Source organism: Methylotenera sp., from assembly GCF_036401095.1.
GTDB lineage: Bacteria > Pseudomonadota > Gammaproteobacteria > Burkholderiales > Methylophilaceae > Methylotenera.
Genome location: NZ_DASWWA010000021.1, coordinates 213,685 through 236,816 on the forward strand (window position 1 = coordinate 213,685; position 23,132 = coordinate 236,816).

17 protein-coding genes are annotated in these 23,132 nt (G+C 44.5%); 7 read left to right on the forward strand and 10 right to left on the reverse strand.

Going from position 1 to position 23,132, the window contains the following annotated elements; genetic code table 11:
* Nucleotides 1-3 precede the first annotated feature (3 nt).
* Nucleotides 4-660 (reverse strand): arylesterase, encoded by a 657-nt coding sequence (locus tag VGD82_RS11170; RefSeq protein ID WP_331020457.1) that lies wholly within the window; start codon nucleotides 658-660, stop codon nucleotides 4-6.
* Between the two features lie 2 nt (nucleotides 661-662).
* Here VGD82_RS11170 and VGD82_RS11175 point away from each other — a divergent pair, with 2 nt between their 5' ends.
* Nucleotides 663-1,349, forward strand: a complete 687-nt coding sequence (locus tag VGD82_RS11175; RefSeq protein ID WP_331020458.1) for an ABC transporter ATP-binding protein — start codon at nucleotides 663-665, stop codon at nucleotides 1,347-1,349.
* On the forward strand, nucleotides 1,346-3,853 hold the full coding sequence (locus VGD82_RS11180; RefSeq protein ID WP_331020459.1) for an ABC transporter permease: 2,508 nt from the start codon (nucleotides 1,346-1,348) through the stop codon (nucleotides 3,851-3,853). The genes VGD82_RS11175 and VGD82_RS11180 overlap by 4 nt, the downstream gene beginning before the upstream one ends.
* Nucleotides 3,854-3,982: 129 nt before the next feature.
* Here the strand turns inward: VGD82_RS11180 and VGD82_RS11185 are convergent, their stop codons facing one another.
* Nucleotides 3,983-6,394 carry a TonB-dependent receptor gene (locus VGD82_RS11185; RefSeq protein ID WP_331020460.1) on the reverse strand — a complete coding sequence of 804 codons (2,412 nt, stop codon included), beginning with the start codon at nucleotides 6,392-6,394 and terminating at the stop codon, nucleotides 3,983-3,985.
* Nucleotides 6,395-6,867: 473 nt separating this feature from the next.
* On the opposite strand from VGD82_RS11185, the gene VGD82_RS11190 reads away from it, so the two are divergent.
* The 3 genes from VGD82_RS11190 to VGD82_RS11200 all read left to right on the forward strand — a co-directional run bounded on the left by VGD82_RS11190 (nucleotide 6,868) and on the right by VGD82_RS11200 (nucleotide 10,216).
* Nucleotides 6,868-8,283, forward strand: a complete 1,416-nt coding sequence (locus VGD82_RS11190) for a sigma-54 dependent transcriptional regulator (protein WP_331020461.1) — start codon at nucleotides 6,868-6,870, stop codon at nucleotides 8,281-8,283.
* A gap of 212 nt (nucleotides 8,284-8,495) precedes the next feature.
* Complete coding sequence (purT, locus tag VGD82_RS11195; RefSeq protein WP_331020462.1) at nucleotides 8,496-9,695, forward strand: formate-dependent phosphoribosylglycinamide formyltransferase; 1,200 nt, start codon at nucleotides 8,496-8,498, stop codon at nucleotides 9,693-9,695.
* Between the two features lie 92 nt (nucleotides 9,696-9,787).
* The gene (locus VGD82_RS11200; RefSeq protein ID WP_331020463.1) at nucleotides 9,788-10,216 is read left to right on the forward strand and encodes a group II truncated hemoglobin; all 429 of its coding nucleotides are present in this window, start codon (nucleotides 9,788-9,790) and stop codon (nucleotides 10,214-10,216) included.
* 66 nt (nucleotides 10,217-10,282) lie between these two features.
* On the opposite strand, the gene VGD82_RS11205 is transcribed toward VGD82_RS11200, so the two are convergent.
* Nucleotides 10,283-11,665 carry a DEAD/DEAH box helicase gene (locus VGD82_RS11205; RefSeq protein ID WP_331020485.1) on the reverse strand — a complete coding sequence of 461 codons (1,383 nt, stop codon included), beginning with the start codon at nucleotides 11,663-11,665 and terminating at the stop codon, nucleotides 10,283-10,285.
* Between the two features lie 36 nt (nucleotides 11,666-11,701).
* Nucleotides 11,702-13,393, reverse strand: a complete 1,692-nt coding sequence (locus VGD82_RS11210; RefSeq protein ID WP_331020464.1) for a DEAD/DEAH box helicase — start codon at nucleotides 13,391-13,393, stop codon at nucleotides 11,702-11,704.
* 414 nt (nucleotides 13,394-13,807) lie between these two features.
* Between VGD82_RS11210 and typA the strand changes: the two genes are divergently transcribed.
* Nucleotides 13,808-15,616 carry a translational GTPase TypA gene (gene typA / locus VGD82_RS11215; protein WP_331020465.1) on the forward strand — a complete coding sequence of 603 codons (1,809 nt, stop codon included), beginning with the start codon at nucleotides 13,808-13,810 and terminating at the stop codon, nucleotides 15,614-15,616.
* Nucleotides 15,617-15,864: 248 nt separating this feature from the next.
* Complete coding sequence (locus VGD82_RS11220) at nucleotides 15,865-16,392, forward strand: PepSY domain-containing protein (protein ID WP_331020466.1); 528 nt, start codon at nucleotides 15,865-15,867, stop codon at nucleotides 16,390-16,392.
* Between the two features lie 125 nt (nucleotides 16,393-16,517).
* On the opposite strand, the gene motD is transcribed toward VGD82_RS11220, so the two are convergent.
* From motD to flhA, 6 genes are read right to left on the reverse strand one after another with little or no spacing between them, the layout of a single operon-like run.
* Complete coding sequence (gene motD / locus VGD82_RS11225; RefSeq protein ID WP_331020467.1) at nucleotides 16,518-17,372, reverse strand: flagellar motor protein MotD; 855 nt, start codon at nucleotides 17,370-17,372, stop codon at nucleotides 16,518-16,520.
* 31 nt (nucleotides 17,373-17,403) lie between these two features.
* Complete coding sequence (locus tag VGD82_RS11230; protein ID WP_331020468.1) at nucleotides 17,404-18,153, reverse strand: flagellar motor protein; 750 nt, start codon at nucleotides 18,151-18,153, stop codon at nucleotides 17,404-17,406.
* Nucleotides 18,135-18,869: an RNA polymerase sigma factor FliA gene (locus VGD82_RS11235; RefSeq protein ID WP_331020469.1), complete on the reverse strand. Its 735-nt coding sequence runs from the start codon at nucleotides 18,867-18,869 to the stop codon at nucleotides 18,135-18,137. The genes VGD82_RS11230 and VGD82_RS11235 overlap by 19 nt, the downstream gene beginning before the upstream one ends.
* A gap of 9 nt (nucleotides 18,870-18,878) precedes the next feature.
* Nucleotides 18,879-19,718 (reverse strand): MotR, encoded by an 840-nt coding sequence (locus VGD82_RS11240; protein ID WP_331020470.1) that lies wholly within the window; start codon nucleotides 19,716-19,718, stop codon nucleotides 18,879-18,881.
* Nucleotides 19,719-19,720: 2 nt separating this feature from the next.
* Complete coding sequence (gene flhF, locus VGD82_RS11245) at nucleotides 19,721-21,052, reverse strand: flagellar biosynthesis protein FlhF (protein WP_331020471.1); 1,332 nt, start codon at nucleotides 21,050-21,052, stop codon at nucleotides 19,721-19,723.
* A complete protein-coding gene (flhA, locus tag VGD82_RS11250) occupies nucleotides 21,049-23,130 on the reverse strand; it encodes a flagellar biosynthesis protein FlhA (RefSeq protein ID WP_331020472.1) in 2,082 nt (693 codons plus the stop codon). The genes flhF and flhA overlap by 4 nt, the downstream gene beginning before the upstream one ends.
* Nucleotides 23,131-23,132: the final 2 nt, after the last annotated feature.

The following is a 23,132-nucleotide window of genomic DNA, read 5'->3' on the forward strand; positions in this document are numbered from 1 at the left end:
AGGTTATTTTTTTAGTAATTGCTTTAAGTGTGGCCAAATGTTGTCTAAAACCAATGGTTGTGCAATGGCGTTTGGGTGCAGCCCGTCATCCTGAATCAGGTTCGCTTTTGCTGCGATGTTATCTAACATAAACGGTACCAATGGAATGTTGTGTTGCTGGCTGAGTTTCAAGTAGCTTTGGCTAAAGCGTGTTGTGTATTGTGGACCGTAATTAGGTGGAATTCTCATCCCTACTAATAATACTTTGGCGCCAGATTTTTTACTTTGCTCGATGATAGTGTTGAGGTTGGCAGTCATTTCCGGAATCGGTAAACCACGCAGGCCATCATTTGCGCCAAGTTCAAGAATAATAATATTAGGCTTGGTCTGGTTGAGAGCTTGCTGAATACGACTAAGCCCGCCACTGGTGGTCTCTCCGCTAATGCTGGTATTCACGACTTGGTATTGATAATGCTCTGCATCTAGCTTTTTTTGTAGTAATGATGCCCAGCCTTGTTGTTGTGGTATGCCATACGCTGCAGATAAGCTATCTCCATACACCATGATTTTTGCGTTTTCTGCAAAAACGGGGGCAGACCATGCAACGAAATTCAAAAACAACCAACTAAGCAATACGGTTTTCAAAAAGAATTTAAAGACTAACAATAAACGGAACGACATGAATGCAACAGCCTCCTTTGATTCAAGCACAAGATTTACATTATGAAATTACTAACCATGATAACCAAATTCGCATACTCAGTGGCCTAAATCTCAGTGTGGAAAATGGAGATCAAATCGCCATCATCGGTAGCTCAGGTTCAGGTAAATCAACATTGCTCAGTATGCTTGCAGGGTTGGATATTCCAACCAGTGGAAGCGTTCAAATTAGAGGTAACGCCTTTAGCAGTTTAGGTGAAGATAGCCGTGCTGCAGTACGTGCTGCTGATATGGGTTTTGTGTTTCAGTCATTCCAATTATTGCCTGCACTGACTGCGCTAGAAAACGTGATGCTGCCTCTGCAATTAAAAAGCCATGCAGCGGCAGAGAAATTAAGCCTAGATGCCTTGGATAAAGTGGGTCTTAGTCATCGTGTGCAACATTACCCCAAGCAGCTATCGGGTGGCGAGCAGCAGCGTGTAGCAATTGCGCGTGCTTTTGCTACGCAGCCTAGTATTTTGTTTGCAGATGAGCCTACCGGTAATTTAGATAGTACTACTGGGCAAATGATTATTGAGTTGCTGTTTAAAATGAATCAGGAGGCAGGCACTACCTTGGTGTTGGTGACTCATGACATTCAGTTGGCAAATCGCTGTAAGCGCCTGTTTAAGTTAGATGCTGGCGTTCTGAGTGAAGTGACACAGTCATGATGCTTGCTACTAAATTGGCATGGTCACAGACCATTAGTTTGTGGCGAGCTGGTGCATTAAGGGTGCTGGTGTTTGCATTAGTGTTAGCGGTTGCCGCTATCACTGCAGTGAGCTTCTTCACACAGCGCATTGAGTCTGCCCTCAATCAGCAGGGTAGCTTGCTGATAGGCGGCGACTTGGCAGTTATTGCGGACCATCCCATCCCGCAGGCATTGATTGAACCAGCCCTCGCACAGAAAATTCCAACAACGCTTACTTATGAGTTTCCTAGTATGGTGATGTATGGGGAATCTAGCCAGTTAGTTGAAATTAAAGCGATTGAAGCTAACTTTCCGCTCCGTGGCCATTTAACCATTGGCAAGCATGCTGGTGAGGCAGGGCAGTCTGTACAAACGGCACCGCAATCCGGTGAGGTTTGGATAGAGCCACGTTTAGCCACGTTGTTAGATGTTAAAGTTGGTGACCAGTTGGAGGTTGGCGAACGTAGTTTGGTTGTGGCTGCAATATTGCTGCGCGAGCCCTCACGTGGTGGCAATATGTTCAGCTTTGCACCACGCCTGATGATGAATGCTTCGGATTTAGCCGCTACCAAGCTGATTCAATACGGTAGTCGCGTGAAATACCAGCTATTGCTAGCATCTACGCCTGAAAAGATTAATGACTATTCTGCACAGGCTAAACCTAAGCTGAATCGTGGTGAGCGTATAGATGATGTACGTAATGCGCGCCCTGAAATTAAAACAGCATTGGATAAAGCGCAGCAGTTCTTGGGTTTATCTGCCATGGTGAGCGTGGTGCTGGCGATGGTGGCTATGTTGCTGTCCAGTCTGCCGTATATCAAGCAAAGCCTAAATACGTTTGCGCTGATGCGCTGTTTTGGCGCTCAGCAGGCTACAGTGCTGCAAATACTGACCATTCAAACCCTAATCATTGCTTTACTCAGTGCGTTGCTTGGTGCCTTGCTAGGCTTTGTTGCACAGATGGGTTTGGCACAATTGGCTGGTAGCCTATTTGTTGAAACACTGCCACCTACCTCTGTCGCACCCGTGTTGATTGGTATTTTCGCAAGCATAGGCATGATGATTGCTGTAGTGTTGCCGCATGCTTGGCAAATGAGAAATCTGTCCGCAATGAATATACTGAGGTTGGATACGCTGATGCAGCCTCTGTCTGCACAAGCTAAGTTTTTGCCTGCGGCGTTGATGATGGTGCTGATGATTTTCTGGCAAGCACATGATGTAAATATTGCGCTATCTACAATTGTGGCAATGCTGGTATTGAGTTTGGTCGTGCTTTGTTTTGTTTTCCTCTTAACATATTTGGTCCAGCGTTTTTTGAGGGCTACGCCCCAAACCAGGTTGCTAGCATCAGTGAGTCTTGGTATACAGGGCTTAAAACGACGCTTAGCCTTGTCTGCCGTGCAAATGATAGGCTTCTGCATGGGCTTGATGGTGATTATGCTGCTCACATTGATACGTGGTGATCTGATCCGTAATTGGCAAGCGTCTTTGCCTGAAGACGCACCTAATCGATTTGTTATTAACATCCAGCCAGACCAGATTGACAAGGTAAGTCAGTTTTTTACTGCACAGAATATTAAAGACGCGGCTATATTCCCGATGGTACGGGCGCGCTTAGTCAGCAAAAATAAAGAGCTGATTAAAACGGTAGAGTGGCAAGATGAACGCGCCAAAAGGCTTGCTGAACGCGAGTTTAATTTATCCTGGGCGGCAGAAATGCAAAGTGATAATAAGCTGATTGCAGGGCGTTGGTGGCCGAGTCAGGATTATGGCAAGCCATTAATATCGTTAGAAGAAGGCTTGGCAAAGAGTCTAAACATCAAACTTGGCGATGAACTGCAGTTCGATGTAGCTGGAAGCCCGCTAAACCTGACGGTAAGCAGTATTAGAAAAGTAGAGTGGGACACCATGCGCGCTAACTTTTTTGCGGTGACACCACCAGGGGTGCTAGATCAATTTGCTGCCAGTCATATCAGTAGTTTTCATTTACCGATAGGCGCAGAGAGCTCGCTCAATCAACTGATTAAACAGTATCCTAATTTAACAGTGATTGATATTGCTGCCCTAATGCAGCAAGTGCGTGGCATTATGCAAAGAATGAGTCAGGCGGTTGAGTACGTATTTGCTTTTAGCCTGCTAGTAGGAGTTGCCGTGTTGTATGCTGCTCTAGTGGCAACCCGAGAAGAGAGGGTTAGAGAGGCAACCTTGATGCGTGTGTTTGGAGCATCGAGGCAACAGGTAAGTATCGCTTATATTGCTGAGTTTGCCTGCATTGGTTTTATTTCTGCATTAGTGGCCTCTATTGCGGCAAACTTTTTAGCCTATTACATTAGCGTACGTGTGCTTGATATTCCGTTTCAGTTTAATTTGAGCGTGATGCTTATAGGTACAATGATTGCTGCAGTTGTTATTCCTGGGGCCGCATGGTTGGGCTTACGTAGTTTTCTGAACATACCACCAAGGCAATTGCTCAATAGTATTTAGCGGGTAGGTCACTGTTTTAGTTGGACAACGCCTAACGAGCTGACATAAAAAAAGGGGTTACAGCGAACTGTAACCCCTTTTTGTTAAGCAGCCATTCGTTAAAATAGCCTAGCTTGTTTTTACTGCTGTTTATTTACTTGCAGATGTTTTTGGGCCGCCAAACTCATAGCGCGCACCAATCCAAGCTGCACGTGGTGCACCAGGCAACAAGCCAAGTTGTTTTGATTCTGTGCCATATGTACCATCAGCTGCAAACATTGTTTCAGCTAAACGGCCACTCACATTGTATTCACGGTCAAAAATGTTGGTGGCTTTAGCAAATGCTTTCCAGCCATTACCAATGTTGTACTGTGTATCTAAGTTAACAATGAAATAGCCGCTTACTTTACCGTTACCAGTTGCACACTCTTGGTTATCTGCTACACAAGTTGCGCTATTGGCTTGATGTTGGTTATTTTCATTACCCCAAACATATGCATTGGAGAAGCCAACCACGCTGCTGCCAACCGTCCATGATGGTGTTACCGTATATTGACCGCGCAGTTTTAACTGATGCGCAGGAATAGACGGAATACGGTCACCCGGTTTTGCATAAATCATAGAGTTGCTATCTTCTGATGAGTTTGAGCCGCTAACGAACGACACGTCAGAGTCGTAAGTGGCACGTACATAGCTGTATGAAGCACTCCATTTGAATTTATCTGCATCACCAGATAGGCCCATATCTAAGCCTTGGCGTTTAGTGCGGCCTACGTTTTTGTAGTAGCCAGCACCATTTGATGAGCCCGCAGCAGTAAATTGAATATCATCGTGGTTAACGGCTTGATATACGCCTGCATTCCAGCGAACATTCTCAGTGAGTAAACCACGTGCGCCAAACTCATAGGTTTTTGCAACCACTTGGTTTAGAGGAGGATCATCCGCCATTGCTGAAGGCAGTAAGCATGGTGCTGCTGGATTAGAACAGCCAAGCTCAATGGCCGTTGGTGCACGGCTAGATTCGCTGTAAGAGGTAAAGAACGTTAAATTGTCATTAGGTGTATGGGTTAGGCCGATACTTGGATTTAAACGTGTATAGCTATCTCTTGCCGTCAAGCTGTTGGGGTTGGTTGGTGAGTAACCGCCTCTTAAAGTGTCTACGTTGTCAACACGGGTGAAGTTCCAGCTTGCACCGCCGGTTAAATGCCATTTTTCGTTAAGTGATAATGTATCAGTGGCAAATAGACGAGCCGTGTATTGCTTGCCAGTTAGGCCAGTGGTTTGTCTTTGCGGGAGTAAGCCGTCACCAGCCATGATAGGTGCTCTGCTACTATCAAATACAGAGTCACTTAGTCCCGGTAGGCCGCTAGTACCTTCGTCTCCTTCACTAAAGCTAGAGACGTTAACGTGTTCAGATTGCTTGAAGCGCATCAGTGTGTAGTCGTAGCCAGCGCCAACCACAAATTGATTTTTCTTGCCCATCCAGTCTTGGTCAAACGTCACTTGACCTGTCATACCGTAGGTGTCTTGTCTAGTTTTGGATGTGTTCATGACTGAACCTACATACTCTTCGTCATCCTCTAAACCATATGCATTTGCACCTTCAAGTTCCCATAGGTCGCCATTTTTGGTATGACGGTTAGATTTTCTGTAATAGACATTGCCTGAGAACATGGTGTCTTCATTAATCCAATGAGAGCCGTTCAGCGCTAGGAAATGAGAGTAGTTATTAGTAAGGTCTGGACGTGTATGGATTTGATCACGATCACCGCTCAACAGGTTTTGAGGTGCAAAACCATTGCCAATCAGGCTGTTATCTGTGCCAATGTAGGTGAGGTCTAATTTCGTGGTTTCGTTCTGCCAGCCAAATTTGCCAAATAACTGATTCAAGTGTGATGGTGAGCTTTTTCTCCAGCCATCTTCTGTTGTGTGTTGATAGCCCAGCATGTAGTCAACTGAACCATCTTTTGACACGCCACCAGCTTCGATTAAAGCGCGTTGGCGTCCCCATGAGCCAGCCTCGTACTCCAAAGCCATGCCTTGATTGTCACGTCCGCTTTTTGTGTGGACTACAATTGCACCACCTAATGTGTTTAGGCCGAATAAAGGGTTCGAACCCGGTACCATTTGCATATTGCCAATAGCAAAACTAGGAATTTTGTCCCAAAGTGTCACGTCACCAAATGGCTCGTTAACGCGCACGCCATCTACATAGGTAGATAAACCCTGAGCGTTGCCTAATAATGATGATGCAGAGTAACCGCGGAAATTAATTTCCGGTTGCCATGGGTTGCCTGACATGTCAGATACAGTAACGCCCTGCATGTTGTTTGTCATGTAATCGGCAATCGACACGCCAGATTGATTCTTAACGTCTTTTTGTGATGCCATTTGAATATTAGCTGGCACTCTGTTTAACGGTAATCCAATGCCAGGCAGTGGTGTTGTTCCATATACCTCAACTTTTTTAAGGGTCATTGGCGTATCGTCTGCAAATGCTGATGTGTTTGCGAATGCAAGCATCACGGCAACAGCGCTTAGTTTCATTACTGGTTTCTTCATTTTGCTACTTTCAATAAAAAATTACATTTATCGTCATGTGATAGTGTCCAATATATGCAATTAATATTCCATTTCGTGTCTATTTCCATGTTGTTTATTTAACTATTTGAATTTTATAGAGTATGTTGAATAGCTTGCAGTAGTTGATTGTTTTTACTTATGTCCATTTATGGTTGTAAATAGCCTTGATTGGTTGTTTATAACCATAATATGGTTGTAATAAACCATATTATGGTTGAATATGTCGTGATGGGATTGGTGAATTATTTAGTAAAAATAACCTAAACATATTTTAAGCTTGGCTAGCCTTGCGCGCTGTAGGTGTAATGCACAGCTCATAGTTTTTATTTAAATTGGCATAGTGCGGGCTTGATTAGCGATTAATTGAATTTCATATTAAAACTGTTTGGAATGTTTCTTGCTAACGTTGACTGATAAATAACAACCTCACATTCGCATTTCAGGAGTAAGCATTGCAATTAGCGTACCACAGCACCAACGATAACTTAGTAACAGGAAAGCAGCAGTCAAAAGTACTGATTGTTGAAGACGAAGCACTGTTTGCACGTGCAGTGGTGCGTCGTCTGCAAAAGTCTGGTTATGAGTGTGCACATGTAGAAAGCCTGCAAGACGCACGTAATATCGTAAGGCAGTTTACACCGGATGTAGTATTGCTAGATATGCGTTTGCCAGATGGCAATGGCCTGGATCTGCTGCCGGAATTTGTAGCAAAAGGGGCTGTGGTCATTGTGATGACTGCACATGGTGAAATTAGCGATGCAGTTAACGCCATGAAACAGGGTGCAGTTGATTATCTTAAAAAGCCGATTGATCTCGAAGAGTTGCTTTTGTCGATTCAAAAAGCTGAAACTGCGGCAAGCCAGAGCAAGAGCTTGGATTACTCACGTCAGCGCAATGCGCATGCATCAGAAGGGGTTGAACTATTGGGCGATAGCCCCGCAATGCAGAATGTGAAAATGCAGATTACTCGAATTGCACAACTAGTTTCAAATGATAGTGTGCCGCCTACAGTGCTGATTGGCGGTGAAACTGGTACGGGTAAAGATGTTGCTGCACGCTTGCTGCATTTATCCTGCGCGAATAGTGAAAAGCCGTTTGTACAAGTTGATTGTGCATCATTACCTGCTGAGTTGATGGAGAGTGAGTTATTCGGGCATGAAAAGGGCGCGTTTACCGGTGCAGTTGGCGCCAGACCTGGCTTGATTGAAGCGGCTGAAGACGGCACTTTGTTTCTGGATGAAATCGGTGAGTTGCCGTTAGCGCTGCAAGCCAAATTACTTAATGTACTTGAGCGTCGCGTGGTTAGGCGCATTGGCTCCACTAAAGAGCGCGCTGTGCCTGCTCGGTTTGTGGCTGCAACCAATCGCAATCTGCATGATATGTCGCAGAGTGGGCGTTTTAGGCAGGACTTATACTACCGATTGAATATGATGAGCATTTCCATGCCGCCATTGCGTGACCGTGGCCAAGATATTATGTTGCTGGCACAGCACTTTGCTTCCCAAACCGCAAGGCGTTACGGTTTAACCAGCCCGCATTTTACACGTGAGGCAATTAGCACCGTGCAAGCTTACCGATGGCCTGGTAATGTACGTGAGCTAAAGCATCAGGTTACGCGTGCCATGTTGCTTTGCCATAACGGTGAATTAACGGATATTGATTTGGCATTGCCAAATACTCGCCCTGCAGAGGCTGTGCCGCTGATGTCCTTGGATTCGCATCAATCTGCCTTAGATGCCGCAGAGCGGGCGATATTGCTACAGGTGTTAACGGAAACTAAATTTAATGTTTCTGAAGCCGCCAGAAAACTCGGCATTACCCGCATGACAATGCGCTATCGTATGGATAAGCATCAAATCAAGCCCTAGCGTATTCTAGGCTTGTTGCACTTAAGCTTTGCATCTAAGGCTTAGTGCGGCCAAAGCCTGCACATTGAGCGGAGTTTAGGCTTGCACGGTATAGCCATTACCTGCTGAATTACTTCTATTTCTGATTTTCTTGTGAATTAACCCGCATCTGCAATTTTCTTAAAAATAGCTGCGTGGTATGATTCGAGCAATCATCAAACGAAAGAATCCCTATGCGAATCGGAACTCCCTTAAGTCCTAATGCAACCCGTGTCATGCTCTTAGGTAGTGGTGAGCTTGGCAAAGAGGTGATTATCGCTTTACAGCGTTTAGGTGTGGAAGTGATTGCGGTTGACCGTTACGAAAATGCACCAGGCCATCAGGTGGCGCATCGCGCGCACGTTATTGATATGACAGATGATCAGGCGTTGCGTCAGTTGATTGCGCTTGAGCAGCCACATTTAATTGTGCCTGAGATTGAAGCCTTGAATACAGCAACGCTTGCCGATATTGAGAAGTCAGGAATCGCAACTGTGATTCCTACCGTTAAAGCTGTGCAACTCACTATGAACCGTGAGGGAATTCGCCGACTAGCCGCTGAAGAGCTTAATTTACCAACCTCACCTTACGCATTCGCACGCAGCGAAGCGGAACTTCAGGCTGCAATTGATGCCGGAATCGGTTACCCGTGTTTTATTAAGCCAACCATGTCGTCTTCAGGTAAGGGGCAGTCACGCCTTACCCAAGCAAGTGAGGTGTCTGCGGCATGGAGCTATGCTGCGTCAGCGGGTCGTGTTAATCAAGGTGTGGTGATTGTTGAAGGGCAAATTGATTTTGACTACGAAATCACCTTGTTAACCGTACGTGCTAAAAACGCGCAAGGGGAAATTAACACCTATTTCTGTGATCCAATTGGACATTTACAAGAAAAAGGTGACTATGTAGAGAGTTGGCAACCGCAACCAATGGCAAGCAAAGCATTAGAAGAATCTAAACGTATTGCAAAAGCCGTGACAGACAGCTTAGGCGGATTGGGTTTGTTTGGTGTAGAGCTATTTGTGAAGGGCGACCAAGTTTGGTTTAGTGAAGTTAGCCCGCGTCCACATGATACTGGCATGGTTACCATGGCTACACAACGCTTTAGTGAGTTTGATTTACATGCACGTGCGATTTTGGGCTTGCCTGTCGATGTAAGTTTACGTGAAGCAGGCGCTAGCGCTGTGATTTACGGCGGTCATAATACCAAGCAGCTGGCTTTTGAAGGCGTAGAAAAAGCCTTGGCCGTGACTAACGCAGATATTCGTTTGTTTGGTAAGCCAGAGTCATTCACCAAAAGACGTATGGGTGTTGCGTTAGCGTCAGGTAAAGATGTGACTGAAGCTAGAGCGAGTGCAAAATTAGCGGCTAGCTTGGTAATAACGGTTGACATATAAAAACTGCAAGCATGTAAATATTTAAGTGCGGAATTGACTCCTTGATTTTAATCATTGAGGTTTGAATATCCTGCAATCAAGGTTTTAAGACAATGTTGAATGAAATAGAAGAAGCAGGCAGTGATAAACGTACATTTTTTGAACTGCTTGGCGGCGCGGAGAGTGGCACACAAAATATACGTCTGCTAGTTGAAACGTTTTACGACATCATGGATAGTGACCCTAAGGCCAAGCCTCTGCGTGATATGCATCAACCTGATTTAACGTCTGCACGTGAGAAGCTCTTTATGTTTCTTACAGGGTGGACAGGTGGGCCGCAGCTATATATCGAGCGCTATGGGCATCCTATGCTACGTAAACGACATATGCCTTTTGAGATTGGTGAATCAGCACGTGATCAATGGATGTATTGCATGATTAAGGCTATGCATCAGTTGGAATATGACGACGACTTGATGAAAAAGTTAGCCAATCAGTTGTATGGCGTCGCTGACTTTATGCGCAATAAACAGGGGCACTAAAAAAACAGGGGCACGCAAGTGCCCCTAATCACATTGCAACTTTAAGTTGCCAATTGTTGCTGTTGCTTACTTTCTAGATAAGCCACCAAGCAGTGCTGCTACCGGTGCTTTCTTCGTGTTAATTTGTCTGGTAGCAACAACATTTTTTTCTTGCTGCGTGTTTGGTTCGTACGGCTTATCAAACCATGGGTCAGCGCTCTTTTTCTTAGCTGGTATGCGTCTAGCAGTTGTTGTTTCACGGTCTTTCACTGGGCTAGCTGCATGGCTGCGGGCACGTGTGCTCGGTCTGTCTAAAGCAACGGTCTCTTTAGTGATTTGGCGCTTAATTAGCTTCTCGATTTCAACCAGATATTTTTCTTCATCATCACTAACAAAAGAAATCGCTACACCTAATGCACCAGCACGTCCGGTGCGGCCAATACGGTGTACATAATCTTCTGGTGCACTTGGAATCTCATAGTTAATTACCATTGGTAATTCACTAATATCTAAACCGCGTGCGGCAACGTCAGTAGCAATAAGCGCTGAAACGTTACCAGCTTTAAACGCATCCAAAGCTTTAATACGTTCTTGCTGATTTTTGTCGCCATGAATCGCATCTGCAGCAATGCCTTCGCGCACTAGACTACGGCTTAAGCGGCTTGCTGTTAATTTTGTTTTGGTGAATACGATGACTTGTTTTGCATCGGCTTCTTTTAATAGTTGAATCAGTAAGGCTTCTTTATCTGATTGCGCAACTTGATATACTTTTTGCGTCACATTGTCATTGGTGGCATTGCTACGCGCCACTTCAATTAATTGTGGTTTAGTTAAAAAGTCATCTGCTAACTTTTTAATCTCGTTTGAGAATGTCGCTGAAAACATTAGGTTTTGGCGCTGTTTTGGCAACAATGCCAAAATACGTTTCAAATCAGGCATAAAGCCCATGTCCAGCATTCTGTCTGCTTCATCAAGCACTAACATTTGCACTTGATTAAGTTGCAGCGTTTTTTGTTCAATATGATCCAACAAACGGCCAGGCGTCGCTACCAACACTTCAACCCCAGTTTTAAGGTGAGGTGTTTGTGTTTTGATATCTACGCCGCCATACACCACTAGTGAGCGTAATTGCGTATGTTTTGCATACGCTTTTACGCTTTCTTCCACTTGAATCGCAAGCTCGCGTGTCGGCGTTAAAATCAACGCACGTACTGGATGCTTAGCTGGAGAGGTGCTGTTATTGGCTAGCGGTAGTAACTTCTGTAGCAGGGGTAGTGAAAAGGCCGCAGTCTTACCTGTGCCAGTTTGTGCGCCTGCCATTAAATCCCCACCAGCTAAGGCGACAGGAATAGCCTGTGCCTGAATTGGTGTTGGGGTAGTGTAACCAGATTCAGTTAATGCACGTAAGAGCTCAGGTGCGAGTCCTAATGTGCTGAAACTTGGGCTGTCAGTCGTTACGATTTCTGTCATTTGTTGGGTACTGTTCAATTAAGGTCTTTACTTAAATTATGCAAAACTACGTGAGCGACGTGGTGCACCCGTGCCTGCACCTGCGTTTGCACCGCCAAAGCCACTACGTGCTGGGCTGCGGCTGTCATTGCGAGCGCCATCACGACGTGCTGGTGCTGCGCCACGATCGTTACGGCCCTCACTACGTTGACCGTCGCGTGCGTATGGTTTTTTACCAAAAGCTACGCTATCGCCAAAGCTACGGTTAGGTGCACCTGCATTGTTGCCACGGCTACGGTCGCCAGAGTTTTTATCAAACGCTGGGCGGTCACCAAAGCTACGTGGGCGGTCGCCAGATGGTCTTTCTGAGCGGTTAGCATCAGATCTGCCAGCATAACCAGCTGAGTTGCCATTAACTTCACGCGGTGCTGAGTCACGGTTGCCACGGTTTTCAAAACGGTTTTCGCTGCGAGGAGCGCTATCACGGCTAGAACCATTGCGATCATCACGGCCTTTATAACCACCACGGTCATCACGTGGTTTAAAGCCACCACGGCCACCTGGTTTATGACCATCACGACGGCTGCCGCTAGGGCCATCCATCTTCATCGCACGTTTTGGTTCAAAGCCTTCAATCACTGCTGGTTCCATACGGTTACCAGTGAATTGCTCAATTTTACGTAAAATATGTCTATCCATATTTGATGCAAAAGAAATCGCGATACCGGTGTTGTTCGCGCGACCAGTACGGCCGATACGGTGTACATAATCTTCAGCAAATTTAGGTAAGTCGTAGTTGATTACGTGTGTAATGCCGTGTACGTCAATACCACGTGCAGCAACGTCAGTCGCTACCAAGATTTTTACATCGCCATGACGTAATTTAGTCAATGTGCGGTTACGTGCACCTTGTGTCATATCACCGTGTAGTGCCGCCGTTTTATGGCCAGCAGCATACAAATCTTCAGCTAAAACATCAGCATGACGTTTAGTGCTGGTGAAAATAATGGCTTGGTTAACTTCTGGAGCAATCAATAAATGCTCAAGTAGTTTGTTTTTGTGTGTCATGTCATCAACAAAGTGCAAGCGTTGCTCAATGTTTGCATGTTTTTCACGTTGTGCGGCAACTTGAACCGTTTTAGGGTTTTTAAGAATCTTGTTTGCAATGCGTGCGATGTCGCCATCTAATGTTGCTGAGAACAACAGTGTTTGACGCTCAGCAGATAGTTGCTCACAAATACGCTCAACATCAGGTAAGAAGCCCATGTCCAGCATGCGGTCAGCTTCGTCTAAAATCAACATTTGTAAACGTGATAAGTCAATACGGCCACGTTCCATGTGATCTAGCAAGCGGCCTGGTGTAGCAACTAGAATATCTAGTGGTTGTGACAACAATTTGTTTTGTAGTGGATAAGGCATACCGCCTACGATACTTACAGTACGTGCACGTAAGAATTTGCCGTATTTACGTGCAGCTTCGTTTACTTGTGTTGCAAGTTCACGTGTAGGTGTTAACACCAAAATACGTGGGCCACGGCTTTTTGATTCGTGTGGTGTAGCTAATAAGTTAAGTGCTGGCAGCATGAAGCCTGCAGTTTTACCAGTGCCGGTTTGTGCTGAGGCCATCAAGTCATGGCCTTCCATTACCACAGGGATTGCCTGTGCTTGGATAGGAGTAGGGGTGGTGTAGCCTGTTTCTTCAATAGCACGAAGGATGGCAGGATTAAGGTTTAATGATTCAAAAGACAAGGTAGTCCCTTTCAAAAGCAGTTTTATAAAAACAATAAAAGGGCGCGAGCAAATACATGTATGTTTACAGTGATGTTGTAAAAAACAACATAACGCAAAAAGCAAGTTTCAAATATATAGTTTCGAGATGCTTTATTTACCAGCGCACGGGCATAGCCGCTAACCAGTAAAGATAGATTTAATATTAAATCTAAAGATAGTCACTTCAAAAGTTCACGAGTGACTGAGGGTCAGGGCGATGAATCTAAAACTTTTAGAGCTATTTGTTTAGCTATTTAAAGTTCTAAGTTGTGCGCATTATATGCATTAATTACACTTTGTCAAAGAGTTTTTTCTATATTTGCATATTGTTAAATCATTCTTGGGGCTTAATGTGTTAAAATCGCCGCCTTTCAATGAACTGGTAGCAAGACAATGTCTCGTAATTTAAGAAATATCGCAATTATTGCCCACGTTGACCATGGTAAAACAACTATGGTTGATAAACTTCTACATCAAGCAGGCACATTCTCATCTCATCAGGCAGTGTCTGAGCGTGTGATGGATAGTGGCGATATTGAAAAAGAACGTGGTATTACTATTTTGGCGAAAAACACAGCGCTGAACTACGAAGGTACACATATTAATATCGTGGATACTCCAGGCCATGCTGACTTCGGTGGTGAAGTAGAGCGCGTATTAGGTATGGTGGATGGCGTGGTATTGCTAGTGGACGCTGTAGAGGGCCCAATGCCGCAAACTCGCTTCGTAACGAAAAAAGCGTTGGCTTTAGGTTTGAAGCCTATTGTAGTAATCAATAAAGTTGACCGTCCAGGTAGCCGTCCTGACTGGGTAATCGACCAAACATTTGATCTGTTTGCTAATTTAGGTGCAACAGATGAGCAGTTAGACTTCCCAGTAGTATTTGCTTCAGCATTGAATGGTTTTGCAACCCTTGATATGAAGGTTGCTAGCGATAATATGCGCCCATTGTTTGAAACGATTTTAAGCCACGTGGAATCTCCATCTGGCGACAGCAGCGCACCATTGCAAATGCAAATTTCTGCACTAGACTATTCTACTTACACTGGCCGTCTTGGCGTAGGCCGTGTGCGCAATGGTAAAATCAAGCCTGGTCAGGTTGTTGTTGTGATGAACGAAGATAAGCAAATTGCACAAGGTCGTATCAACCAAGTGCTTGGCTTTAGAGGTCTTGAGCGTGTGCCAGTTGAAGAAGCTGAAGCAGGCGATATCGTGATTATTTCAGGTCTTGATGATATTGGTATCGGTTTCACTATTTGTGACCGTGAAAATCCAGTAGGCCTACCACACTTAGGCGTGGATGAGCCAACATTGACTATGGACTTTATGGTGAACACTTCACCATTAGCTGGTACAGAAGGTAAGTTCGTGACTTCACGTCAAATCCGTGACCGTTTAACTAAAGAGTTGTTGGTTAACGTGGCGTTACGTGTTGAAGATACGCAAGATGCTGACGTGTTCCGCGTTTCAGGTCGTGGTGAGTTGCACTTGACTATTCTTTTAGAAAATATGCGTCGCGAAGGTTTCGAGATGGCTGTAGGGAAGCCACGCGTGGTATACCGTGAAATCAATGGTGAAAAATGTGAGCCATATGAGATCCTGACTGTAGACGTAGAAGATGAAAACCAAGGTGGCGTGATGGAGGAGTTAGGTCGTCGCCGTGGTGAAATGCAAAACATGGAGTCTGATGGTAATGGCCGTACCCGTTTAGAGTACAAAATTCCAGCACGTGGTTTGATTGGTTTCCAAGGTGAGTTCTTAACCTTAACGCGCGGTACTGGCTTAATGGCACATATTTTTGATGAATACGCGCCGGTTAAAGCTGATATGCCAGGCCGTCGTAACGGTGTATTGATTTCTGCTGAACATGGTGAAGCTGTTGCTTATGCACTGTGGAAACTACAAGACCGCGGTCGTATGTTCTCAGTACCTGGCGACAAGCTATACGAAGGTATGGTAATCGGTATCCATAGCCGTGATAACGATTTGATCGTTAACCCGGTTAAAGGTAAACAGTTAACTAACGTGCGTGCATCTGGTACTGATGAGGCTGTACGTTTGATTCCACCAGTAGCTTTATCTTTAGAGTCAGCAGTTGAGTTTATTGATGATGACGAGTTGGTAGAAATTACACCTAAAAACATCCGTATTCGTAAGCGTTACTTGCTTGAGCATGAGCGTAAACGCGCATCAAAAGAGTAATTGATGTCATTAAAAAACCCAGCCATGTGCTGGGTTTTTTATTTTGGCTGCTAGATTCAATGATAGTTAGCGAGTAATTCGCACTGGTCGTTCCGTATTGGCGTTTAGTATTGGTTGATTACAGCCAGAAATGTAATAATTTTGTAAAACAATCAATTGGTTAGCGCTGATTTGGTAAAATTTAAAAAGTAATAGATTTATCTAGCTACTTAATTTTTATACTTCACTAACAATAATAGGAGTTAACAATGTTTCGTTTATCTTTAGGATCTACTTTAATTGCAGCTGTATTTTTTGCAAACGCTGCAGTTGCAGGCCATGAAACAATCAAACCAAAAGCTTATGACAGCTTAGGCAAGTGCGTAAAAGCAGCATTAACTAAACACGAAGGCACTATCGTAAAGGCTGAGTTTAAGTCTGAGAACAAAGTAGGTGTTTATGAGTTTGATATCGAAACTGCAGATGGCAAAGCATGGGATGTTGAGTGCAATGCTAAAACAGGTAAAGTAACTGAAATTGAAGAAGAAGTTAAGGCTGATGATCCAAGATTCAAAGCCTTGGCTAAAGTGAGTGAGTCAGATGCTAAGGCTACGGCACTAGCTGCACATCCTGGTACAGTAGTTGAAGTTGAGTACGAGCTTGAGTCTGATGGTAAAGCATCTTACGAGTTCGATATTTTAGAAGCAGACAAAGAAGAAGTTAAAGTAGAAGTCGATGCGACTACAGGAAAGATTGTTGAAGTGAGCTACGAAGAGTACCAAATTGGTAAAGAGTAATCCGCAAACAGCAATAGATTCTGTATGAAACTAAAGCCAGCATTTGCTGGCTTTAGTTTTTCTGGCGGTGGCAAAGTGAGTTAATTTATCCAATAAGCAATTAACTCAAAAAGCTGAGTTATCAGTTAATTAGTTACTTTTTGCTCTACTTGCACTTTAGGCAGTGGGGTAGGTGGTTGTGGTGTAATTACATTAGAAGTGTCTTCTTGCGCAGGCATTTCATAGGTAATGATGATAGATACCCGTCTATTTTTTGCGCGGCCTGCTTCTGTCTCATTTTCGCTAATGGGTTGTGATGCACCTAAGCCTGTGGCGCTCAAACGTTGCTCGCCGATACCCAGGCTACTGAGCAAGCGTACAACGCTGCTAGCGCGCACTGCAGAAAGCTCCCAGTTAGAAAAGAACGTAGCGGTATGAATCGGGGTGTTGTCGGTGTGGCCCTCCACCTGAATTTTTCGTTGATTGTCTTTAATGAGTGGCACAATTTCACTGATGATTGCATTCGCTGTTGGTGATAAGTCAGCGGACCCGGCGCCAAATAGCAAGTTATCCTGTATATCAATACGGATACCACGGCTGGTTTGTATCACTTGAATCTTGCCTTCGGTAATCATCGGGGCTAACTTATTAGATACCTCAGCACCAGTTTTAGCCATAGAGTCTCGTTCTCTACGCATTTTTTCTGAATACAAATGGCTTAGTGGGAGTGGTTTCACAATCGATGTGTTAGCTTCGGTAACGCCACGTGCACCTAGACCTTTTTCTGTACTGGTTTGGTTAACGCCAGAACTGCCGTTACCGCTAAATGCAGTTCCAATAGAATTAGTAAGTTGTTTGTATTTGCCAATTTCTACGGAGGATATGGAGTACATGACGACGAAAAACGCGAATAAAAGCGTGATAAAGTCAGCATAAGAAACCAGCCAACGCTCGTGGTTCTCTTGATCCTCTTCTACTCTTTTACGGATGAGCTTGGACATGGGCTATATTCAAATTTTTTGTAAGGGGCGATTAGTGTGGCTTATCTAAATAGCTGTCTAAGCGCTCTTCAACGATTCTAGGGTGGTCGCCATTGGCAATAGACACCCATGCATTAAGCAACATTTCACGTGTTTTTAACTCTGCTTGAATGTGCGTTTTTAATTTGTTGGCAATTGGTAAAAATATCAAGTTGGCAAAACCCACGCCATAAATCGTAGCGACGAACGCAACTGCAATACCGCTACCTAGTTTGCTAGGGTCGGATAAGTTTTCCATCACATGAATCAGGCCGAGTACAGCGCCTAAAATACCTACAGTTGGCGCATAGCCGCCGGCTGCATCCCATATCTTTGCAGCACCGCGCATTTGAACTTCATGGAAATAGATGTCAATTGCGCATATCTCTCGAATTTTTTCTGGTGGTGTACCATCAATCATCAAACGCATCCCTTTAATAATAAAAGGGTCAGTTTCTCTTTTTAAGAAAGGCTCCAGCATGAAAATGCCTTCCTTACGCGCAAAATTGCTCCAGACTAAAATGCGTTTAGTCAGTTCTTTTTTGTCATCAACAGGTTTTTTAAATACTAGTTTTAGCATTTTCAAACCTTGCACAAAGGTTTTTGGTGGGGTCTGCACCAGTACAGCACCAAAAGTGCCGAACATCACGATTAGAAAAGCTGCATATTGCAACAGCGAGCCAACGTTTCCACCTTCAAGTTTTTGTCCTAGTATAATCCCTGCAAGCGCAAGGATTAGCCCGATTACGCTGCCCCAGTCCATGACTTCTCTCTTAAATTGGCACGCAGCCTGGCAACAGCCTGGCTATGTAGTTGACATACGCGGGACTCTGAAACACTCATAACCGCACCGATTTCTTTTAAATTTAGCTCTTGTTCGTAATATAAACCTAGCAGGATTTTTTCGCGCTCAGGCAGTGAGTCAATGGCGGATATCAGGGCGTCTTTAAAGTCGCCGATAAGTAGTCCCTTAATTGGGTCGCTATCATGATCTGTTTGAAAACGGTCTAAAAAGTGCTCACCGCTGTCAGCTTCATGAAAGTCTTCGTAATAAATGAGTTGGTGCCCGCTACAGTCACCTAGCATTTCATGGTATTCAGCTAGTGATAAGTTAAGCTTCTTCGCTACATCGTTTTCAGTAGGAGGTTGACCAAGTTGTTGCTCTAACTGACTGATGGCATGTTCTACATCACGCATGTTTTTACGGATACTGCGTGGTAACCAATCTGAGCTGCGCAGTTCATCTAGCATCGCCCCGCGGATTCTTTGTGCAGCGTAGGTTTCAAACTGGGCACCATATGTGTCTTCGTAGCGATTAACGGCGTCCAGCAGGCCCATCATGCCAGCTTGAATCAGGTCATCAAGTTCTACACTAGGTGGCAGCTTGGCTTTTAACTGATAGGCGAGTTTTTTAACTAATATAGCGTGCTGATCCAGCAAAACGTCTTTTTGATCTTTTTTTCCGTGCACTGTGTACATAAATCGTCTTTAGCTTAGTTGTGCCTGCTTATTGTTAAAAATATTATCATGCTTGTAATCTAAGCGTTGTGCAATTTGTTTTAATGCGGTTGATGCTATCGCGAGCGGGAACGCATCAATCACTGTGCGGCCTAATTTAGATGCTCGGCTTAAGTGGCTGTCGGCAGGGATTGCACCAAAAAATTCTAATTCAATTTGCATAAAGCGTTTTGCCACTTGCGCTATATTACCAAATACTATTTGTGCTTGCGCATCTGTTGAATCGTCGACAATGATACCAAAAGAACGCCGACCAAGCTCACTGCAAACTTGTTTAATCAATGAATACGCCTCTGTAATTGATTCTGGCTTGCGGGAAAGCTGGATAATAATTTCACTTTCGTTGAGCTTATGTAAAGGCAGTACATTAGCTGAGTTAAGCATGGTGTCCACTAGCACAATGTTGTATTGCTGGCTTAACTGGTTAAACATTAGATTAAGTTGACTGGCTGTATGGTCATCGCTCGCTTTATTTAGTAAGTTTTTGTGCATTAATTTCACACTGGAAAAACCATGAGCGGTAGTTTTGATTGCTTGTGCTAAAGAGTGCTTGTCAGCAACTACGTCCAGTAGAGTAGGAGACTGGTCTAATTCATAATGATGCGCTAGTGTGTGCTCAGATGCATGCATGACTAATACTTCACTGCCTTGGTTAACCATTGAGGCTGCAAGGTTGGTGATAAGACGTTGTTGCGCTTGCGTTGAAGAGGCCGATAGCACTGAAAGTACTCTAGGGCCAGGTTTCGCCATAATACGTCTTAGTCCGGCAGCTTGGTCGTTAGGCGTGATGCGGTTGCTATAATTAGCCATGATTAAATCTCCGCTAATTGTGAGATGTGGTTTGCGTTACTGGCCTGTCCCATTACAAATGGTAACTCTTCATCTAAAAATTCAAAAGGACGGTTTGCGGGCGACTTTGAGTTGAGTGCTAAATCAATCAGAGCGATTTTATTGGCTAGATTGATATCTTCAGGAACGCGCTGTCCATCGGCTGTGTAGTAAAGCTTTAATTTTTCACGAATAATTACATCGAGTGTATTCCCAATGGTGACTGCTTCATCCAGCTTGGTAATGATGCAGCCATCCAGCCCTTTACCCTTATATGCGCTGATCACATCAGTTAAAGTTTCACCGGTATTGGTGGCATTTAAACATAGTAATTTTTTAATAGGAGCATTGCTACTAGAGAGTAGCGCGATTTGCTCTGCAACCATGCGATCACGCTGGCTTACACCAACAGTGTCAATTAGAATGGTGTGCTTGTTTTTCAGCTCGTTCAGCGCAAGTGCGAGGTCTGTTTCATCTTTCACCGCATAAACCACCACCCCGAGAATCTTGCCGTATATTCTAAGCTGCTCATGTCCGCCAACCCGATATGCGTCGGTTGTAATCAAACCTAAGTTTTGGGTGCCGTGCTTCATTACATAACGCGCCGCCAGTTTAGCTGTAGTTGTGGTCTTGCCGACGCCAGTTGGTCCAATCAGTGCAAATACACCGCCTTGGTCTAATATTTCCGCTTCATTTTCTATTGTGTTTAGATTTTTACTGAGGATATATTTCACCCATGCTTGCGCTTTTTTACTATCTAGATTTAACGGTAATTTTTCTGCCAAATATCTTGATAATGCCGGGCTAAAGCGAGCAGCCAACAAATTGCTTAATACCTCAGATTTAATCGGATCGCGCTGTTGTATATTGCCCCAAGCAATGGTCGCCAGCTGCGATTCAATGACATTACGCATGTTACGCATCTCTTTTAGCATCCATACCATTTGCTTGCTGGTTGCGACATTACTTTTGTGCGATTGTAGATTTTTGTGTGCATCCACATCATGGTTAAATGTCTGTTGTAGATTGCTTACATTCGCTGAGGTTTCCATAGTTTTGGCTGTAACGCTTTGATGTTCTTCACTAACGTTTTTATTCAGTAATAACAGCCATGGCGTTGCCTCAGAGGGTTCACTAGCTGTATGTGCCGAGTTAGCATCGACTAATGCGTTCATTTCTACTTCTCTAAACGCCATAATTTCATTTCCGCCAGCAACCGCTCGGTTAGACAGAATCACCGCATCATCACCTAGTTCTTGACGAACTATAGTCAGCGCCTCTCGCGAACTCTTGCCGAAGAATCGTCTAATGTTCATGCAGAACCTCCAATCAGGCTAGTGACTCGTATTGTTTTGGAATCCGGTAACTCTTCGTGTGAAAGTACACGTAAATTTGGTACAGCTCTGCGCAGAAATTTAGCAAGCGCAGCTCTTAGCGGGGCAGAGACGAGTAGCACCGGTGTTAGGCCCATTTGCTCTTGCTGCCTTGCGGCTTCCTCTGCTTGTCTAGATAAGGTTTCAGCCATGCCTGGCTCCATTGCAGAACCGCCAGTGTTGTTTTGCATTGCCTGCAACAGCAGACGCTCTAAATTATTGTCAAGAGACATCACAGTTACTTCATTGCCGGTAGGGAATAATTGCTGCACTATTGCGCGGCCTAGTTGCACACGTACCAATGCGGTTAGGTCGTTTGTATCCTGAGTTTGGCTTGCGTGCTCTGAAAGGGTTTCAATAATGGTCCGCATGTCACGGATATGCACGCCTTCCATCAGCAAATTTTGCAGCACTTTTTGCACTACAGAAAGTGGCATCAGTTTAGGTACTAAATCTTCAATTAGTTTTGGCGATTCTTTGCTAATGTGATCTAGTAGCTGCTGTACTTCCTGACGGCCTAATAGTTCGGCAGCATGCATCGAAATAATATGGTTGATGTGGGTAGCAATCACAGTGCCAGCATCTACTACGGTATAACCCATGCTTTGCGCTTCATCGCGTAGACCAGCATCAATCCATACCGCCGGCAAACCAAAAGCCGGATCTGTTGTAATCTGCCCGGCAAGCGGGCCTGTGACCATGCCAGGGTCTATAGCTAGAAATTGACCATAGTTTGACTCACCAGTCGCGATTTCAACCCCTTTTAAGGTGATGCGATAGCCTGATGGTTTTAGTTCAAGATTATCGCGAATGTGCACAGTAGGGGCGAGAAAGCCAATTTCATTCGCAAACTTTTTACGTAATCCTTTAATCCGCTTGAGTAAATCACCGCCTTGCAATTTATCTACCAGAGGAATTAAACGATAGCCAACTTCCAATCCCACCGTATCTACGGGCGTTACGTCGTCCCAGCTTGCTTCTTCAATTTCTACTGGTGCAATTGGTACTTCTTCAATTGGAGGCTCTGCATTCGCGATTTTTTGGCGCTCATCAACCATGTAAGCAATACCACCTAGAAATGCAGCTAATGTTAAAAACGCAGCATTAGGCATACCTGGAATAATACCCATACCACCAACAATTGCCGCCGTGACATAAATCACCCTGGGGTTGGAAAATAGTTGTGTCGTTAATTGACCACCAATATCTTCACTATTGGCTACCCTAGAAACCACAACACCGGCTGCCACAGAAATCACTAGTGAAGGGATTTGAGCAACCAAACCATCACCAATAGCAAGTAGGGTGTAAATTTTGACTGCATCATCAAATGCCAAGCCGTGTTGGATCATGCCAACAAATAAACCACCTACAATGTTGATGATGGTGACTAAAATGCCTGCGACGGCATCGCCACGTACGTACTTACTCGCACCGTCCATTGCCCCGTAGAACTCTGACTCTTGGCTAATTTCAGTACGACGCTTTCTTGCTTCGTCTTCACCGATTAAGCCTGCATTCAAGTCGGCGTCAATCGCCATTTGTTTACCTGGCATTGCGTCCAATGTAAAGCGTGCGCCAACCTCAGCAATACGGCCTGCGCCCTTTGTAACAACAGTGAAGTTAATAATCGTTAAGATCACAAATACTACGATACCTACGGTGTAATTACCGCCGATCAAAAAGTGCCCGAATGCTTCAATCACTTTACCCGCCGCGTCAGGGCCGGTATGACCTTCGGTAAGTACCACACGCGTAGATGCTACGTTTAATGATAATCGCAACATTGTGGTAACTAATAACACTGTAGGAAACGCGATAAAGTCCAGTGCTTTTTTGGTTTGCAAGCCAATGAGTAATACCATGATAGACAAGGCGATATTAAAACTGAACAGCACATCCAATGCGATTGCTGGTAGCGGCAAAATCATCATTGATAAAAGCAAAACAATGATGAGCGGTGCCGCAACTGTGCGGCTACCAAGGTTATTCATCCAAGCTGGTAAATTAATTGGATTCATTA

Bases quoted from the DNA above. Each gene is read 5' to 3' on its own strand.
- purT (WP_331020462.1), top strand. From the start codon at position 8,496: ATGCGAATCGGAACTCCCTTAAGTCCTAATGCAACCCGTGTCATGCTC.
- VGD82_RS11185 (WP_331020460.1), bottom strand. From the start codon at position 6,394: ATGAAGAAACCAGTAATGAAACTAAGCGCTGTTGCCGTGATGCTTGCA.
- VGD82_RS11170 (WP_331020457.1), bottom strand. From the start codon at position 660: ATGTCGTTCCGTTTATTGTTAGTCTTTAAATTCTTTTTGAAAACCGTA.
- VGD82_RS11175 (WP_331020458.1), top strand. From the start codon at position 663: ATGCAACAGCCTCCTTTGATTCAAGCACAAGATTTACATTATGAAATT.
- VGD82_RS11230 (WP_331020468.1), bottom strand. From the start codon at position 18,153: ATGGACTGGGGCAGCGTAATCGGGCTAATCCTTGCGCTTGCAGGGATT.
- VGD82_RS11180 (WP_331020459.1), top strand. From the start codon at position 1,346: ATGATGCTTGCTACTAAATTGGCATGGTCACAGACCATTAGTTTGTGG.
- flhF (WP_331020471.1), bottom strand. From the start codon at position 21,052: ATGAACATTAGACGATTCTTCGGCAAGAGTTCGCGAGAGGCGCTGACT.
- typA (WP_331020465.1), top strand. From the start codon at position 13,808: ATGTCTCGTAATTTAAGAAATATCGCAATTATTGCCCACGTTGACCAT.
- motD (WP_331020467.1), bottom strand. From the start codon at position 17,372: ATGTCCAAGCTCATCCGTAAAAGAGTAGAAGAGGATCAAGAGAACCAC.
- flhA (WP_331020472.1), bottom strand. From the start codon at position 23,130: ATGAATCCAATTAATTTACCAGCTTGGATGAATAACCTTGGTAGCCGC.
- VGD82_RS11240 (WP_331020470.1), bottom strand. From the start codon at position 19,718: ATGGCTAATTATAGCAACCGCATCACGCCTAACGACCAAGCTGCCGGA.
- VGD82_RS11220 (WP_331020466.1), top strand. From the start codon at position 15,865: ATGTTTCGTTTATCTTTAGGATCTACTTTAATTGCAGCTGTATTTTTT.
- VGD82_RS11200 (WP_331020463.1), top strand. From the start codon at position 9,788: ATGTTGAATGAAATAGAAGAAGCAGGCAGTGATAAACGTACATTTTTT.
- VGD82_RS11235 (WP_331020469.1), bottom strand. From the start codon at position 18,869: ATGTACACAGTGCACGGAAAAAAAGATCAAAAAGACGTTTTGCTGGAT.
- VGD82_RS11205 (WP_331020485.1), bottom strand. From the start codon at position 11,665: ATGACAGAAATCGTAACGACTGACAGCCCAAGTTTCAGCACATTAGGA.